This is a genomic window from Pseudomonas sp. 05N433, from assembly GCF_056396925.1.
This window is the reverse complement of record NZ_JBFTML010000066.1, coordinates 1-16,456: the sequence shown is the minus strand read 5'-3', so window position 1 is coordinate 16,456 and position 16,456 is coordinate 1. Positions and strand designations below refer to the sequence as shown.

Here is a 16,456-nt window from a genome sequence, read left to right as displayed (position 1 = left end):
AGTTGCCATGGATTATGTAAGCACTCGCGGCGGCGACATGCGTGCTGATTTTCGCAGTGTGGTTCTGTCGGGGCTCGCCGAAAATGGTGGTCTCTATGTCCCAGCCAGTTTGCCTGTCTTTACCGAGAAACAGATTGCTGGCTGGTCGTGGCTGCCGTTTGATGAGTTGGTTTGGCGAGTGATTTCGCCTTTTGTCGGCTCTTCCATAGACGAAAGCACCCTGCGTGCCTTGCTCAGTGACAGCTATCAACAATTCAAGCACCGCGCTATTACGCCGCTTGAGCAAATCGGGCACAACGAGTGGATACTCCAGCTGTTTCATGGTCCGACCGGTTCTTCCAAGGATTTCGCCGCGCAATTGCAGTCGCGCCTGGTCGACCATTTCCTGACGGAGATCGGTAAAGAAGCGTTGGTGGTCGGTGCAACTAACGGTGATACCGGCGTCGCGGCGCTTGAAGCCTTTGCTAACTGCCCGGCCGCCCGCATGGCAATACTGTATCCGCGCGACGGGCTTGCACCTGAGCAACTCAGTGCCTTGCAGGCAGCCGACCCGCAGCGGGTTCAGCTGTTTCCGGTTGACGGTAATTTCGATGATTGCCAGACGCTGGTCTCCCGGCTCTTGCGTGAGTGGCCGGTGGATGGAGTGTTGCCGGTCTGTTTCAACTCGACCAATTGGATCGGCGTCCTGGCCCAGATCGTTTTTTACTTCCACGCGGCCTTGCAACTGGGCGGTGGCTCGCGTCCCGTTGGCTTTAGCGTTCCAGCTGCCAGCTCGGCCGAAATCTACGCTGGTTACATTGCGCAGAAAATGGGATTACCGATCAATCAGGTGATCATTTCCACCAACAGCAATGATGCCCTGCACCAGTTTTTTCATTGCAATCGCTACTCCACCCGGATGACTAATCGAACCGTGTCGCCGGCGATGGACTTCTCGTTGTTTTCCAACCTGGAGCGGTTTATCTGGGAGATTTACGAGCACGATGGCTGCTCAACAAAAGCACTGATGGAGCATTTTGAAAGTTGCGGAGAAATGAGCGTCGGCAACCAGCAATGGCTGCGTGCTCGAGTACTCTTCGATTCCTATGCCGTACACGAATCCCAGGTGCGCGATGAAGTAGTCGAACTGTTCCGAGAGACAGGCTCGGCCATCGATCCTCACACCGCTGTCGGTGTACTGGCCGGCAGGCTTCATCGACGCAGCCTGGGCGCGCCGATGGTCACCTTCGGGCAAATTGCGCCGGCCAAGTCAGCGGCGCTGTTGGCCGAACTGGGCGTCTGGCAAGCAAGCGTTCCGAGCACTGTCGAGGTGCGCGCGCAACCACCGTACCTGGCCAAGGGCGATCTTGACGGTCTGTGCCAGGCTCTTCGTCTGGCGCTGCAGAGGTCTGCATGAAGCGCATTCTAGATCCGTTGGACGAACGCATACTGGCCGAACTTACCGCCAATGCGCGAATAGCCCATATCGAACTGGGTGCCAAGATCAACTTGTCGCGCAATGCGGTGCGCCAGCGCATCGAGCGTCTTGAGCGCGACGGTGCGATCCAGGGCTATACGGTTCTTCTCGGTGAGTCGCGGCGGCCTACGTCGCTTATCAGCGCGGTGATCTTTGTCTACCGCTACGACCGCATGCGTGGCGAAGAAGTACTGACTGCGCTGCGCTCCATTCCCGAAGTCGTGCAATGTGAAGTACTCAGTGGTGAGTTCGATTTAATGCTGCGTGTGAATGCCGCCACACCTGAACGCGTCCATCTCGTGTGGAAGGAAATCGCGGCCATGCCGGGGGTGGAAAACACCGTGACATCGTTCGTCCTTTCTGCGGTGTTTTGACAACATCGTGCTTGGGCAAAACGCTCAATTAATACAGCACTCTGCCATATTCAACTGCCAAAGCCCGGCTCTTAGGATGTTCCTAACGAACAACATCAATATAGGAACAGCGCTTATGACTGAGTACAAAATTGCCTTGGTAGGGTTTGGTGGCGTGAACCGTGGCTTCGCCCAATTGGTCGCCGATCGTAATGCCGAGTGGAAAGAGGCCCTGGGCTTCACCATTAAAATTGTCGGTGTCACCGATCTGTTCCTCGGCTCAATCGTTGCCAAAGACGGTCTGGATGCAAAGCAGTTGGTGGCGCTGCCGGTTGAGAAGGGCGCATTCGCTCAACTGCCCGGCGGCAATGCTGAGGCCTTCAACGAAACCGTGATCAAGCATTCCGGTGCAGACATCATCGCAGAAGCCACTTTCACCAATCCGGTGGATGGCGAGCCCGCCACTACCTTTTGCCGCTGGGCCTTGGAAAGCGGCATTCATGTAGTGACCACCAATAAGGGACCTATTGCGCTGCACGGTGCCGAGCTCAAAGCGTTGGCCCGGCGCAACCAGGTCGCCTTCGAATACGAGGGGGCGGTGATGAGTGGCACCCCCGTGATTCGTCTGGCCAGGCAGGCCTTGGCGGGCGCCAACGTGCAAGGCTTCGAAGGCATCCTGAACGGCACTTCCAACTACGTGCTCACCCGGATGAAAGACGGCCTGGCGTTCAACGATGCCGTCGTACAAGCGCAACAGCTCGGCTACGCCGAGGCAGATCCAACCGCCGATGTGGAAGGGTTTGACGTACGCCTCAAGGTGGTGATCCTGGCCAACGAACTGCTCAACGCACGACTGAATGTCAGCGATGTAGCGTGCTCGGGTATCAGCAATATCAGCGCACAAGATATTGCCCAGGCAAGTGCCAATGGCGCTAGCTGGAAACTGATTGGCTCAGCCGATCGTGAAGCAGATGGCTCGGTTCGAGCGAGTGTGGAAGCTCGGTTACTGTCGAACACACATCCTCTTGCCGGAATCAGCGGTGCTACGAATGCAGTGTCATTCAAGACCGAACTGCTGGGAGCTGTCACGGTGTCCGGGCCTGGGGCAGGGCGCATCGAAACAGCCTTCGCATTGCTGTCGGACATCGTCGCCATCCACACCGCCCACGGCAAATAACAGGAGATAGTCATGAGCGTATCCAGCATGGCCAGTATCCAGCTTGTTGAAGCCAAACAGATTGATGTGTTCAGTCCATTCGATGGTCGCCTGGTGGGCAGTGTCCCTTGCCTCGATGCCGCCGCAGTTCCTGGCTTGCTGGAACGTGCGCGAATTGGCGTGCGTGAGAGTGCGGCAATGCCTCGTCACCTGCGTGCGCGCATTCTTGAGGAGGCGGCCCGGCGTGTAGAGCTTGAGGCTGAAGCGTTTGCCAAACTTATTGTTGCAGAGGCGGGGAAGACGCTGCGACAAGCAGAGAAGGAAGTGAAGCGTTGTGTGAATACGCTGAAGCTATCGGCGGAAGAGGCTCGTCGTAACGCCGGGGAAGTGATTCCATTTGAGGCATATGAAGGCTCCGAATCGCGCCAAGGCTGGTTCACTCGAGAACCGTTGGGGCTTATCGTCGCGATCACCCCCTACAACGATCCGCTGAACCTGGTCGCCCATAAACTTGGCCCGGCCATCGCCGGTGGTAATGCTGTGATCCTGAAGCCCTCAGAGCTCGCACCGTTGTCTGCTCTCAAGCTGGTTGAGTGCCTGGTGGAAGCGGGTCTGCCTCCGTCAGTGGTAACCCCGGCGACCGGTGGCGTCGATCTGGGTAAAGCATTGGTGGAGATTCGCGAAGTTCGGATGATTTCCTTTACGGGCGGTTTTGCCACGGGGGAGGCCATTGCTCGTAGTGCAGGGTTGAAGAAGCTAGCGATGGATCTGGGAGGAAATGCCCCGGTTCTCGTGCTTGAAGATTGCGATATCGAACCGACTGTTGAGTCCTGCGTGTCTGGCGCCTTTTGGGCAGCAGGGCAGAATTGCATCGGCACTCAACGCATCCTTGTACATAGTTCAATTTATGAGGACTTCCGTGAGCGGTTTGTCAGCCAAACGCGTGCCTTGGTAGTGGGTGATCCTGACCAGCGAGCAACGGATGTAGGCCCGATGATTACAGAACAGGCGGCCCGTCGTACCGAACAGTTGGTGAATGAAGCACTGGCCGAGGGGGCCGTTCTTCTGTGTGGGCACCATCGCGAAGTGGGGAGCTATGCGCCGACCGTGCTGGAGCGTGTACGCCATAACAGTCGGATTTGGCAGCAGGAAGTCTTCGCGCCGGTTGTCATCCTGGAGCCTTTTGACCACCTGGATGATGCTGTTGCTCTGGCCAACACTCCGGAGTACAGCTTGCATGCGGGACTCTTCACACGTGATCTTTCCAAGGCCTTGAAATTGGCGCGGCAAATTCAAGCCGGTGGCGTGATGATCAATGACTCTTCCGATTATCGTTTTGATGCCATGCCTTTCGGTGGCTTCAAGTACGGAAGTCTGGGGCGAGAAGGTGTCCGGTTTGCCTATGAGGACATGACGCAGCCTAAAGTGGTCTGCATCAGTGAGTTGGATTAAACCTACGAAGTAAATTCGTCTTTGCAGACAGTCATTCACGAGGTTAACGATGTCCAGAGTCGCAGAGTTCAGGCAACCTTGAGAAACACCTGGCCGAACAGTGAGGTCGTCGAAACATGTGCGTCTCCCTCACCAATGTTTCAAGAAAGAATCATTGAGCCTTTATTGAGTGCGTCAATTGTCAATAAAGGCTCAATGGGACTACATCCTGACGGCAATGCCTGACGCCTAGTTAGGCATTGCTCCAACCGGACGCCTTTAGCTTACAGAGCACCTGCTTCCGTCTTCTTCCAAGACTCAAGCGCCTGGATTTGCATGAACCACCGCTGGAGATTGGGCAGATCAGTTACGGGGAATTTGGCGCTGTGCTGGTCAGCTAGTGGCGCGGCTATAGCAAAATCGGCGAGTGAAAGACCGGTGTCGCAAATCCATTCTCGATTACTAAGGTGCGCATCAAGAATTTTCGCAGCTTCAGTCACAAGCCGCTCTCCGCGAGCGACCTCACTGGGGTCGGGCGAACCAATTCCAGCCAAAGACTTGATCGAGTTCTCCCAGTTAAGAATGCCGACGCCCGGCATGAAATACTGCCCACACCAAAAAAGCCAGCGGTTAACGTCAGCACGGCCACGGGGTTCGATGGGATAAATAGTTTGGCTAGGGGTCATATTCGCCAAGTACTGCATGATGGCGTAAGACTCCCAAAGAACAAATCCATCATGTTCGAGAACCGGAACCCGATGATTCGGGTTAAGTTTCAGAAATTCAGGAGAGTTCTGCTCCCCATTGAACAGATTCACCAGCACGAGATCGACTTTGATTTCGAGGTAATGTGCGGCCATCAGCACTCGGCGGCTGCAAGTTGATGCGGGATGGTAGTGAAGACGCATGGTTTTAGCTCCTTGTTTAGTGATCAACACTGCCATTGTCTTCCTGCATACTGACAGAAAGTGTCAGTAGTGATGCGTGCGTTGCGTCTGCTCTCATCAGCCTGCCAGGAAAGCTCTTCCTATCAGGTCGTTTCCGTTGAACATCGCTATCAGCATGATCCAAATGGCCTTCAGTAGCCTTCCCCAGAGTTTGATGGCAATCAGTTCTTTGACTTGCTGCCAAATGATGGCAGCATCTCGTTGAGATCACACCACCAACAAAGCCACTTATGTCTCGCACCGAAAGATTATTTGATCTGATTCAGACCCTGCGAAGCCATCGTTTTCCAGTGACTGGCAATCATTTGGCCAAAGAACTGGGGATAAGCGTTCGTACGCTTTACAGAGATATCGCAACGCTTCAGGGGCAAGGTGCCAACATTGAAGGCGAGCCAGGACTTGGTTACGTTTTACGCCCCGGCTTTATGCTCCCGCCATTGATGTTTACCGAGGAGGAAATAGAGGCCCTTGTCTTGGGTTCTCGCTGGGTGTCCGAGCGTGCTGACCTTCAACTGAGTAGTGCCGCAAAAGGAGCATTGTCAAAAATAGCTTCTGTTTTACCCCAAGACCTGCGGACCGCACTTGATACCAATTCATTGGTGGTTGGCAAAGGGGATCAAACAGAATTAGAGGCCATCGATCTGTCGCAGATTCGAAGGGCCATTCGAGTCGAGCATAAGGTAATAATCAAGTATCTAGATCTGAAGGGAGCTAGTTCAGAGAGAACGATTTGGCCCGTTGCGCTGGGCTATTTTGATCATGCTCGAATGCTTGCCGGGTGGTGCGAACTACGGCAAGAGTTCCGTCACTTTAGGACTGATCGCATATCTGCTTTGAGAGTAAAGCCCGAGCGCTACCCTCGTCGGAGGCAAGTCTTACTTAAAGAATGGCGCGAGGTGGACATCCATCAGCGGCCGCCGCAGCATTTGTCTTAGCGTGCTTTATATTGCGTTTTCTGAGCCCCCTGGTCGAGGAGTGTATCCTGATCGGTGTGCCCCCCTAGCCAATTGGAAGCGTTCCAGGCCAAGGGCTTCCGTCCTGCATTTCTCTATGCGCGGAAGTAAGAGTCCGGTGAAGACACCTCGGAGTTGCTGCCACATAGATGGAAATAGGCTTAGCTCCGAAAAGCGTTTTTGGCTCTGTGCTGTGCTGGGGGAGTAGAAACAGAACCTCACTCATTTGGATAGAGACGGATGTGAATGGAAGCGTTAGCCACTTTTACTGCTAAGAATTTTAAACCAATAGGCCTGAGCCCAACCCCCGAGATTACTACCTCCTTACCAGTGTCTATCAGCACCATGGAGAAATGCTACTCRGGTGCTATCGACGGTGTTTCCTCAACAGTTTTTACTGCGGCGTTCGAYCAGACGACCAGGACGGGCAGTTACATCGCTATTGAGAGCTTCAAAGGTRCGGTGAATGGAAAAGAAGGCGCCTTCAATTTCATYCACTCTGCCTCCACAACCGGCACTGATCGGGCAGATGAGTTTTTCTGCATAGTCGGAGGCAGTGGTACAGGYGATTTGAAAGGGATATCGGGATCAGGAGGGATCAAAGTCGACACCGATGGCACGCACCGTATTTAGATGAATTACCAACTCGAATAGGTCAGAAAACGTTCTGAGGTAATGCCCTAGAGGACACCACTGTCCTGGAGGTTGCATCAGGGTGTCCGATCGCGAAAGGTTAAAAATACGAGGGGGTAGGAAGCCGTCTGTTTGTGGAACCTCATAAGGGCAATGCCGGTAATGGGGCGTTTTCAGCTGGTCGTGGCAGTCAGAATAGTGGCCATAAACGACCTTTGGTTGCCGTTTGGATTTATCCCTCGGACTCGCAGCCGAGATCGGTGGCTTGGCGCGTTTCAACTCCATTGACTGTTAGTCGGGGTCTTTACCGAAGAAACCGGTTGTTTGAAAGGCAAGGAAGAAGAGTTTCGTGCAGGTTTAGCCTTGGCCGCCAGGTATGCAAAGGTGTTGGGCTGCTCAAATGTGCACGTCATGTCTGGGATTACTGCACAAGTTTCAGCTGCGCCCAGTTTCATGAGCAACTTGGAATATGCAGTCAAATATTTTGAAGATCGGGGGTTGCGGCCCCTGATTGAAGTGATAAGCCCAAAGGAAATCCCGGGGTACTACATGTCGGATTTCAGCAAAGCGCTACGGGTGCTGGAAGCCTTCCCGAGTATTGGACTGATTCTCGATCTTTACCATGCACAGCTTTTGACCGGCGACGCCGCAAATGTTCTGGATCAGTTTTATGACCGAACCGTCCACGTACAGATTGCGGACTGCCCAGGTCGCCACGAGCCGGGGACAGGCATCTTAAATTTTGCTGAATTGTTCGCGACTCTGGAACATCGTGGATACACAGGATGGATCGGATGTGAATACCGTCCTTCCAGCACTACTGTTGCAAGCTTAGGCTGGCTCAAGTCGCAAAATACTTAGCGCTTGATGGCTGGTTGCTTCCCGTCACGAAGGGTAGCAACCGGCCAAAATCAGCCGATCGAGTAAGCTCCAGAAAAGCGGGTTGCGCGACTTTGCCATTCACAAGCTTGGGTTCGCCTGAGCGCTGCCAGACTGGCTGACGCATGCACATCGGCCGAAGCCTGCGGAGGGTCGGCGAACGTGTCTATAACTGTTCGCAGCCCCATTTGCCACGACAGCTCTAGATTTGAACCGTTAACTGGTTGGAGCCCTTAATATAAGCCCCTTGCTCTAACGTCTGATTTATAAAGATAACGACAAGTGTGCCGATACTCCAAAAGTACTTCAGGTCACTGCACGCTATTTTTGGCGATGAGCAAGGAACACAAAATGATGTCTATTCGTCAGAACGCGCTCAAAGCATCAGACGTGACCCTTTGCGGTCTGGTGTGCCTAGCTGGGGTGGCCGTCACGTTCTTGGTGCTGATTCTGTTCGCAGGGGCAGAGCAGCGTACCGTTAGCGTTGCTTTTCAACTGGAGGTCGACGAAAGATTCAGTCGCCTGCAACGACGCTTTAATACTCAGGTCTTGAAACTAGACGTTGTGAGGCGTTTCTTTATCAACGCCGACGATGTCACTGAAAAGGAGTTTCTGGGATTTGTTACGCCTCTAGTTGGAGAGGACGAAGCCTATAGCTGGGTGCCAAGGATTCTCGAGAAGGATCTACAAACGTTTCGCGCTAAGGCGCTCCTCAACGGTACCAGTGATTTTTCTTATCATGAAATTAATCCCGTCACCGGTGAAAGAGTCCCCCTCACCAGCCGGCCGGAACACTGGATATTGCTCTACTTATTGAAGCGCGATGACGTAAAGATCATACCCGGCATGGATATTCTAGCTCGCCCGGGTCGCCAAGCCTTGATGAGCAAGGCACGACAAACACGTCAAATAGTTGTGTCGGAACCGTTGAAAATGACCAATGGGCAGTCGGGGGTTTTCTTTGTCGCACCTGTATTCCAGAAGCCCCCTGAGGTTCCATTGAACGATGATAATTTGCAGGGGTTCGTTGTCTCCAGCGTACGCTTGGCTTCTTTGATGGAACAAGGCATTCCATTACCAAGTCTGCAACGACTGAACGTGACGCTTTCATTGATCGACACGCAGCATCAAGGGGAAAGCATTTATCAGAGCTTGGCCCCCGCGGCCCCTTCAGCGCTGTACACGCAGCGGCTGCTGAAAGTAGCCGACCAAAATTACTTGATCCAGTTTCGACCCAGCTCAACATTTCTGGTCGCCAACAGCTACGCACTGTCCATCAGCCTAATTGTCGTGTTCGGAGCAGGGTTGTCGCTGCTGCTGACCTTGATGGTGTACTTGCTGATTACGCAGCGCGCCCGCGCCCTCTTGCTGGTTGATGAGCGCACGCAAGACTTGCGTTTGTTGAACATTACCGATCACCTGACCGGAGTCTATAACCGCCGATACTTCGAAGAGTTGATGGAGCACTTGCTCATCGAGGCTAACGTGCAATACCGACCTCTGTCGCTGATCATGTTTGACGTCGATCACTTCAAACACATCAACGACCGCTGGGGCCATCAGTGTGGTGATAACGTTCTGAAGTCGTTGTGCACACGAATACGTTCGGCAACACGCAAAACCGATCTGCTGTGCAGAACAGGCGGAGAAGAGTTTGCATTGATCTGCCCGGATAGCGAACTGAACGATACAAGGCTGCTGGCAGAAAAGCTTCGAGCTCTAATAAACACCCTACCATTTGATGATATTGGACAGGCGACTTGTAGCTTCGGCGTTGCAACATGGATTCCATCAGAATCGTTTGACGCCTTCATTCGGCGTGCCGATACCGCGATGTACAGTGCAAAATCAAATGGTAGAGATCAAGTCCAACTTGCCGATATGTAGCAGATCGGCTACCCGGGTGTCACTGCGCAAAAAGCCAAAACTCGACAGCTTCGGAGCCGCGCTCTGCCTTCAGGTCATCATCCCATTGTCCAGCACACGCCCCCTGGTAATCGTAAGCGTTCGGTTAAGTCACCGTGATTCGGACTCTGCGCTCAGAAACTTCAACAGGTAGTCGTTTTGGAACGCCTCAGACCTCGGCAGATCGTGCGAATTACATAAAGATTCGGTCGTCATCGAATTACCAAACCCGTGCTCCACTTTTAGCTTCGGTCATCAGCGCCCATTATCAGACTGAGTGTAGTGGTCAATTAATCCCTGACACGACGTTAAGTTTCATTAGACCACTACAAGGCGAGCTGGGGCTCGATCCTGGCACGGCGAACAAGCGGTTGAATCTGATCGTTAGCTTCTACCAATGGGCTAGCCGCGCCAGGGAATGCTAGTGCTTCGGAGCGCGGGCATACCAACCGTAGATTGCGATGCCGGCATAACAGGTCGCTGGCACGCTCAATGCCATCGCGAGCGTCGAGAGGTCGGCCGCATACCCTGTCAATGGCGGAATAAATGCCCCGCCAACAATGGCGCAACAGAACAGGCCCGAACCTTCCGCCGCGCGATGACCGAGCCCTGCGGTCGCAAGGGTAAAGATCGTCGGAAACATGATGGAGTTGAACAGCCCGACGGCCAGCAGCGACCATCCGGCAACAACGCCTTGTGTGGTGGCAGAGATCGTCAACAGCACAATGACTGCCGTGGCGGCAAAGGCCAGCAGTTTCCCGGGCGCGAAAGTGCGCATCAGCGCCGAGCCGATAAAGCGGCCAACCAGGGCGCCACCCCAATAGAAGGATTGAGACGTTCAGGTCTTGTTGACGGTTGCAGCTCATTTCTTTTCAGCCAGACGATCAAGGCGACCATGCAGATGAAGAGCGTAATGCTTGCATAGGTGTTGCTGATCACGCTGGCTTCCTGCGACAGGAAGGACGTCAGTTCTGCTGGCGACAATGCGGAGGTATCTACCGCATTGAGGGAGCCCAGGATCAGTATGGCACCCAGGTAGGGAGCGACCGTGGTTCCCAGCGAATTGAACGCATGGCCGAGGGTGAGGCGGCTGGGGGCCATTGCGGCGGTTCCGAGTAGTGAAAGCAGCGGGTTCGCAACGACCTGAACGGTTGTCACGCCAATCGCAAGCACAAAGAGGGCGCCGAGGAAGGCTGGAAACAATGCGGACTGGGTGGCAGGAATGAAGAGCAGGCATCCACCAGCCATCAGCAGCAACCCGAGGACGGCCGCTCYCATGTAGCCGATTCGCGAAATGAGCAGGCCTGCGGGTATGGCGAAAATGAAATAGGCAAAAAAGAATGACGACTGCACAAGCATGGCCTCGGTATAGCTGAGGCTGAAGAGGTGCTTGAGTTTTGGCACCAGGACATCGTTAAGGCTGGTGATGCTGCCGAGGATGAAAAACAGCGCGAACACGTAGGTGCTCATCCGTTGGGCGTGGGGTGTTGCCAAACTGTTGGTGACAGTCGCGCTAGCACTAGCATTCGTCATCACGGGCTTCCTTTCTTGTGATTGTTACTTTCAAGGAAAGCTCTATAGAGCCTCGGGCACCTTGACAGTGGGACAGCGCTATCTTTGTGCGGTGAAGTACTCGCCAAAGGAGGGTGCGCTGCCATCTGATTTTTTGTCTGTAGCCGCTACCGCTCACCCAAAGTCCAGGGCCAGTCGTTAGAGGGCGCTACCTTAGTGCCTGACTTTTCATTTGGCAAGCCGCAGGATCTCTTGGGGGGATGCCGAGATAAGGGGTAAATTCGCTCATTTGGGCTGCAGTAGGGCCGTGGGCACTTGGACGCTCGAACTGGTGTTCGCCGGGTCGCTACGCAGCGGTAAGCGGGCAGCTGCGATCATGAGCTTGATTCAGTCAACCCGCATGAATGGGCATGATCCTTATGCGTATCTCAAAGATGTGCTGACGCGCCTGCCGACGCAGCGAGCGAGTGAGATCGATCAACTGCTGCCACAGCATCCCACGCCCGAAATTACAACAGGCTTACCAGTGTCGATCAGCTCCATGGAAAAGTCCTATACAGGAGCTATCGATGGTATTTCTTCAACAGCCTTTACTGCGGCGTTCGACCAAGCATCAAGAAGGGGCTGCTACATCGTGATGGAGAGCTTCAAGGGGACGGTGAATTGGGGTAGAGGGTTCCTTTAACTTCATTCACTCCGCCTCCACTACCGGAATTGATCGTGCAGATGAGTTTTTCTGCATAGTTGGAGGCAGTGGTACGGATGGTTTGAAAGGGATATCAGGGTCAGGAGGGATCACAATTGACATCGATGGAACGCACCCTGCCATTCAAATTCCTGGGAGAGTGGGTAGGGGGCTTCAACTTCGGTCGCCCCAGCATGTACGCGAACGGCAAACAGAGATTTATGGATGGTAGCAACAAGATCTACGCATGCGAGCTTGGCCGTCTCGCGCGAGAGCTGATGGCAGCCACACCTATGTTGTTACGAAGACTGGAGTCTCTCATTCTTTTATGTTGCAGCTACGCGAGCCAAGCAAAGCCTGGCGATCATCATTGATAAACCTGGTAGGTCCAAACTGCCAGTGTGGGTGCCGTAATTGAGAGGGGCAGGGCGCTCGCGAGGKGCAAACTGTAGTTCTAGGCAAACCCTAGCAGTGCTAGTAGGCAGCCTGGGCAAGTCCTATGAAGCGACAAGCAGAATTTGAGATCATCTAGGAATCTTGGTTTTTACACGCGAGTTGCCGATTTGCGCGCGCCGAACGCCGTACCTGGCTGAACGTCAACTGCGCTAATTTTTTTGCAATTTCTGTTGCACCTAGCAGCGCCTCATCATTCCTTGCTGCATCGGCAATAGCAGCCCGATGCCGTCGGATTAAGGCCTGGATACCGCTGATAGTCATGCCTTTCCACCTTCGACTTTCTGTGAGCGTGCAGACATCAGGGAGCGCCTTTTTGGTCGGCAACCCTTGAGATTCAACGTAGCCCTTCAAAATCAGAATGAACTCATGATCCAGACTCTTATTTGGTGGGGGTTCCGGAGGCCTAGCCATGACCGGCGCCGGTTGCCCCCGAACCCCGGCACGCCACAAATAATTGAGAAAATGGAAGGTAATACCGTGCACCTTGCGCATCACTGTGCTGACGATTGGGGTCTCCCGGGCGCGTCGATAGCACGGGCGCCAAGCCGGATTAATTGGCTGTGTTGTGAAAACTGGCTGGCCACGGAACACGAAAGTACGATTAATTGAATGGAGGTTGAGGTTTGTAGCTTCTGAGTAAAGAGCGTCCATTATAAAAAAAATGATCCAAGGGGCACGGAGTCGATCAAGCAGGGACAAGGCAGTGAATATCCTGCGGTTCAGCCGTCCAACATGGGGAGAAGTTCCGTCCCGACACATTATTTAACTTATGGGCGATGTCAGATGTTCATGGCTCCAATAAGTCCTTTTAAAATAAAGGTTTAGATTAGAAAAACAAAGCGCATGCTCTCCAAAACTTGTTCATGACCGACTGTTTAGACCGCAGCGGTGCAAACAGTGGTTATCTGCGCAAATCCAGTTGCCTCTGGCATTGCAGCGGGGGGGGGAGGAAGTTACACCAATATTTTCGAACGGGAGTAATCTCTATATGTGTCACGAGCGGCAACGTTTTCAATCTTCACATTCGTTCGTTGCGAGTAGACAATGCGCGCTCTGTTCCGGGGTAGTTCAGCGGTAGAACACTCGGCTCTTAACCGGGTGGGCGCTGGTTCGAATCCAGCCCCCGGACCCACTACATCGCAGGGTCAGAAGGACAAATGTCCAGGCACGATAGGGAAACGGATGCAATGGCCGGCATAAACGCCGGTTATGCGGTCTTTCAATTATCTCGAGCATTGACCGCATCGGGTCTAGACACTGAGAAAACGCGCGAACGGATTGAGCGCTGGCAGCAGGTGGTCGAACACATGGTGCAAGGCACCGCGCTGTATGGCTCACGTATACCACTCGTGGATGTGCCTGAATGGGTCACGCTGGAGGTAGCCACGGGTGGTTTTGCCACTGGACAGTATCTGGCCGGTGGTGCACTGACCGTGTACGAGCGGCGGCTGGCCGCCTCAATCCCAGGCATCCGCCCTGGTTTTGAACGACTTGATCTCAACACCTGGCACCTTACGGATGAGGGGATCGAAGCACTGCAAAAGCAACTGGTGAACAGCGACTATCGGATCGATGTACCAGAAGAGGCAGCACTACTATACGTGGCTTGGCTGTTGGGACAGCAGCGCACGGAGGAAGCCCGCAGACTGATTGAGTCGATCGCACCTTTTTTTGAGCAACTGCGTTTCTTTCCAATGGCTTCTGACGGGCTACCGCTCGCGGCGGTGGAAGTGCAGATCTTCGATGTCGGCGATATCAAAAAGCTGCTTTCAAAACTCCCTGCGCAGCAGCGTCTGGCGGTGCAAAAACATGTGGTCATGACTCGGTTGCCTCTCTTCGATGCAGCTATCTCGCTCTTCCTCTTAACGTACCAGGATGATTGGCCTTGTCGGCAATATCCTGAAGGCTGGCTTGAGCAGGCGAATGCGCTAAGTAGTCAGTTCGATGCCACCGGTAGCAATGACATCCTCAACGTTGAACCTTTCAGGGGGCGGGTAGGGGAGTTGTACGCGTTGCTAAGGCTCTGCTCCCGTGACCCAACCTCGCTGACAGGGCGTCAAGTCGGACGTATTCGGCGGATCGTCAATGATTTCGTGTGCAAACATGGTCATCCCGAATCCGAAGATCATCTACAGAGCCGAGCCATACAGCGCCGTCAGGTGGCCGCGCCCGAGCATTATCTGATCGCCAAGGCGGTTTCTCAGCGTCTGACCAGCTATACGAGCTCGGAAGGCATCTCTGATTTTTCGTCCCTGTTGGAACCAATTACCAGTGAGGAGGCGAAGGCATATTCGCTGAAAACAGGTGTCGCCATTCCTCCCGCAGTTCGCCGACGCCTCGAGCGCTGTCGAAAGGGAACCATCAGTCAGTTGATTGACAAGGGATTGATCACATCTGGGGATACCGTGGCGCGAGTACTGCCAGCGATGACGGCCGAAATCTGCAGTGCTGGATTTCGCGATGCGACACTGCGCACATTGTCTATCGCAACGTATCGTGCTTTTCAGCGACGCCGTTCATTGCTGCTGCTCAACCTACAGAGCCAAATCAAAATCAGTGAGTTGCCTTGGGTGGCGGCCGTTGAAGGTGAACGAGAGGCACACACTGTCGCCGTTGAGGGAGCCAGACAAGCCTTGATCGAATCCTCGGCAACAACCCTCGCTGCTTTCCCTCAGGCAATCCTTCCGAACAAGCTACTTCAGGAGTTTGGTTCGCTTGCTGTCACGGCGAAGCTGGATCTTCCTTTTGTGGAGGAGGTCGCGGCGGACATTTTCATGGGAACCTTTTCGAATAAATTCGTGGAAGCAGCCAGGCGAGCGGCCTCGTTGATAGATGGCACCCTTTACGCTCATTATTACGACATCGACACGAACCAACTGGCGATCCTTCCCGATAAGCCGAAATCAAAGAGCAGAAACTATTTCCAGCGTGACTTGGATACCAGTGATGCATTGGCGAACCTGTGCGCGGAGCGGGCTAATGCACCCTTGGGGGCATGGCATTCAGCAACCAACGGAAGGATCATCGAGCAACAACAGATTTTGACGACGCAAAACCTTTCGCTTCTATTTGGTGATCTCGGTTTGAAAGCGCTGCTACATCATCGCTTGGGTTCACTTGCTCAGGAGTGCTTCCAATGGATATGCATGCGGCAGCAGATGAAAATCAAGCTCTATCACTCAAGCTTGGTGATGCTCAAAAATACCGCTTATGCCTGGCGCCAGATGGTGTTTTATTTATCCTTGCAGGATGACGCCGAGAGGCGTTGCGCAATCGATAGCATCGAAGCTCATTTCGCGGCTCAACCCATTGCATTCCGGGAGAGATTTCTACCGGCAATTATGGGGTTGCGTGTGGCAGCTTCCGGGCTCACGTTGACCCTGAACCGCCAGAAAAGTGAGGGGGCTCAGGTTTTTCTCGGATGGACCACCGAACGACATTGGTTGTTACCGCCACAAACGAACATCAATTAAACGTTCCGCTGTATCGGTGAAGCGTGCTTGAGCGCCTCAAAAAGTGATGTTTGCATATCCAGCTGGAGTTCTTGTACAGACGGGGCAAAACTTTCAACGAGAAGAGCCTGGACGTCTGCAAAATCGGAAAGTGGTGGAGTTTGACCTCAAGCATATAAAGTTCCTCACAGACACATCATTGAACTTATGGGCGATGTCATATGTTCATAAGTCATTCGGAACCGCACGCTGCTGTAGTCTTATGGTTAATGCCGTTGGAGAATGTTCATAGGTCTATGTTCATGGAAAAAGGCCGGCGACTTCAAGTGCGGCATATTTGGGCAAGTTTCTCCAGGCTTTCCGACCTTCTTGGCTCTAGCGGCTTGCGCGAGCTGTCCTTTGAGCAGTTGAGTTTGGCGGATTGAATTACTCCATCGACATTTTAAAAAAGAAGCGGCACAAAAAATCGGACGGAGGGCGGTGATGGGCAAAAAGATCGACATGAACAAACTCGCGGGTATCGAATATCATGGTACGCCCGGAGTTACCCAGCGATGCGTTGACGCACTAAAAAGCGTTCTGGGGGCGGGCGAACATGTACAAGCGGCTTGGATTTTGTCGTGGTTCGACGGAAAAAT

The 16,456-nt window shown here is 53.6% G+C and carries 14 protein-coding genes, 1 tRNA gene and 2 pseudogenes; 13 read left to right on the top strand and 4 right to left on the bottom strand.

The features are described from left to right. Positions 1 to 7: 7 nt before the first annotated feature. From thrC to AC1DIS_RS26015, 4 genes are all read left to right on the top strand, one after another. Positions 8 to 1,396, top strand: coding sequence for a threonine synthase (gene thrC / locus AC1DIS_RS26030; RefSeq protein ID WP_477743102.1), 1,389 nt, complete (start codon positions 8 to 10; stop codon positions 1,394 to 1,396). Next, a complete protein-coding gene (locus AC1DIS_RS26025; RefSeq protein ID WP_018925939.1) occupies positions 1,393 to 1,830 on the top strand; it encodes an Lrp/AsnC family transcriptional regulator in 438 nt (145 codons plus the stop codon). Before thrC ends, AC1DIS_RS26025 begins: the two co-directional genes overlap by 4 nt. 115 nt (positions 1,831 to 1,945) lie before the next feature. Further along, on the top strand, positions 1,946 to 2,986 hold the full coding sequence (locus AC1DIS_RS26020; protein ID WP_477743230.1) for a homoserine dehydrogenase: 1,041 nt from the start codon (positions 1,946 to 1,948) through the stop codon (positions 2,984 to 2,986). Between the two features lie 12 nt (positions 2,987 to 2,998). Next, positions 2,999 to 4,417 carry an aldehyde dehydrogenase family protein gene (locus AC1DIS_RS26015; RefSeq protein ID WP_477743103.1) on the top strand — a complete coding sequence of 473 codons (1,419 nt, stop codon included), beginning with the start codon at positions 2,999 to 3,001 and terminating at the stop codon, positions 4,415 to 4,417. Positions 4,418 to 4,680: 263 nt separating this feature from the next. On the opposite strand, the gene AC1DIS_RS26010 is transcribed toward AC1DIS_RS26015, so the two are convergent. Continuing rightward, positions 4,681 to 5,304 carry a glutathione S-transferase family protein gene (locus AC1DIS_RS26010; protein ID WP_064617920.1) on the bottom strand — a complete coding sequence of 208 codons (624 nt, stop codon included), beginning with the start codon at positions 5,302 to 5,304 and terminating at the stop codon, positions 4,681 to 4,683. A gap of 269 nt (positions 5,305 to 5,573) precedes the next feature. On the opposite strand from AC1DIS_RS26010, the gene AC1DIS_RS26005 reads away from it, so the two are divergent. The 4 genes and pseudogenes from AC1DIS_RS26005 (at position 5,574) to AC1DIS_RS25990 (ending at position 9,695) form a co-directional block, all read left to right on the top strand. Then, positions 5,574 to 6,278 (top strand): helix-turn-helix transcriptional regulator, encoded by a 705-nt coding sequence (locus AC1DIS_RS26005; RefSeq protein WP_111453339.1) that lies wholly within the window; start codon positions 5,574 to 5,576, stop codon positions 6,276 to 6,278. Positions 6,279 to 6,542: 264 nt separating this feature from the next. Next, positions 6,543 to 6,929 (top strand): DUF3224 domain-containing protein, encoded by a 387-nt coding sequence (locus AC1DIS_RS26000; protein ID WP_477781168.1) that lies wholly within the window; start codon positions 6,543 to 6,545, stop codon positions 6,927 to 6,929. Between the two features lie 324 nt (positions 6,930 to 7,253). After that, positions 7,254 to 7,790: pseudogene (locus AC1DIS_RS25995) on the top strand (TIM barrel protein); the annotation flags it as partial. 369 nt (positions 7,791 to 8,159) lie between these two features. After that, positions 8,160 to 9,695, top strand: coding sequence for a diguanylate cyclase (locus AC1DIS_RS25990; protein WP_111453337.1), 1,536 nt, complete (start codon positions 8,160 to 8,162; stop codon positions 9,693 to 9,695). A gap of 439 nt (positions 9,696 to 10,134) precedes the next feature. Here the strand turns inward: AC1DIS_RS25990 and AC1DIS_RS25985 are convergent, their stop codons facing one another. Further along, complete coding sequence (locus AC1DIS_RS25985; protein ID WP_477781167.1) at positions 10,135 to 10,491, bottom strand: hypothetical protein; 357 nt, start codon at positions 10,489 to 10,491, stop codon at positions 10,135 to 10,137. Further along, positions 10,491 to 11,246 carry an MFS transporter gene (locus AC1DIS_RS25980; protein ID WP_477781166.1) on the bottom strand — a complete coding sequence of 252 codons (756 nt, stop codon included), beginning with the start codon at positions 11,244 to 11,246 and terminating at the stop codon, positions 10,491 to 10,493. Before AC1DIS_RS25980 ends, AC1DIS_RS25985 begins: the two co-directional genes overlap by 1 nt. A 281-nt stretch (positions 11,247 to 11,527) precedes the next feature. On the opposite strand from AC1DIS_RS25980, the pseudogene AC1DIS_RS25975 reads away from it, so the two are divergent. The 3 genes and pseudogenes from AC1DIS_RS25975 to AC1DIS_RS25965 form a co-directional block, all read left to right on the top strand. Further along, a pseudogene (locus tag AC1DIS_RS25975) lies at positions 11,528 to 11,715 on the top strand (transposase domain-containing protein); the annotation flags it as partial. A gap of 51 nt (positions 11,716 to 11,766) precedes the next feature. After that, positions 11,767 to 11,910, top strand: coding sequence for a DUF3224 domain-containing protein (locus AC1DIS_RS25970; protein ID WP_477745509.1), 144 nt, complete (start codon positions 11,767 to 11,769; stop codon positions 11,908 to 11,910). Further along, positions 11,888 to 12,142 (top strand): DUF3224 domain-containing protein, encoded by a 255-nt coding sequence (locus tag AC1DIS_RS25965; protein WP_477745508.1) that lies wholly within the window; start codon positions 11,888 to 11,890, stop codon positions 12,140 to 12,142. Before AC1DIS_RS25970 ends, AC1DIS_RS25965 begins: the two co-directional genes overlap by 23 nt. Positions 12,143 to 12,438: 296 nt before the next feature. Here AC1DIS_RS25965 and AC1DIS_RS25960 read toward each other — a convergent pair whose 3' ends face one another. Beyond that, complete coding sequence (locus AC1DIS_RS25960; protein ID WP_477743105.1) at positions 12,439 to 13,065, bottom strand: hypothetical protein; 627 nt, start codon at positions 13,063 to 13,065, stop codon at positions 12,439 to 12,441. A 358-nt stretch (positions 13,066 to 13,423) separates the two neighbouring features. Here AC1DIS_RS25960 and AC1DIS_RS25955 point away from each other — a divergent pair. Together AC1DIS_RS25955 and AC1DIS_RS25950 are read left to right on the top strand one after the other, a co-directional pair. Next, positions 13,424 to 13,498 (top strand) — tRNA-Lys (locus AC1DIS_RS25955). 55 nt (positions 13,499 to 13,553) lie between these two features. Beyond that, on the top strand, positions 13,554 to 15,839 hold the full coding sequence (locus tag AC1DIS_RS25950) for a hypothetical protein (RefSeq protein ID WP_156523289.1): 2,286 nt from the start codon (positions 13,554 to 13,556) through the stop codon (positions 15,837 to 15,839). Positions 15,840 to 16,456: the final 617 nt, after the last annotated feature.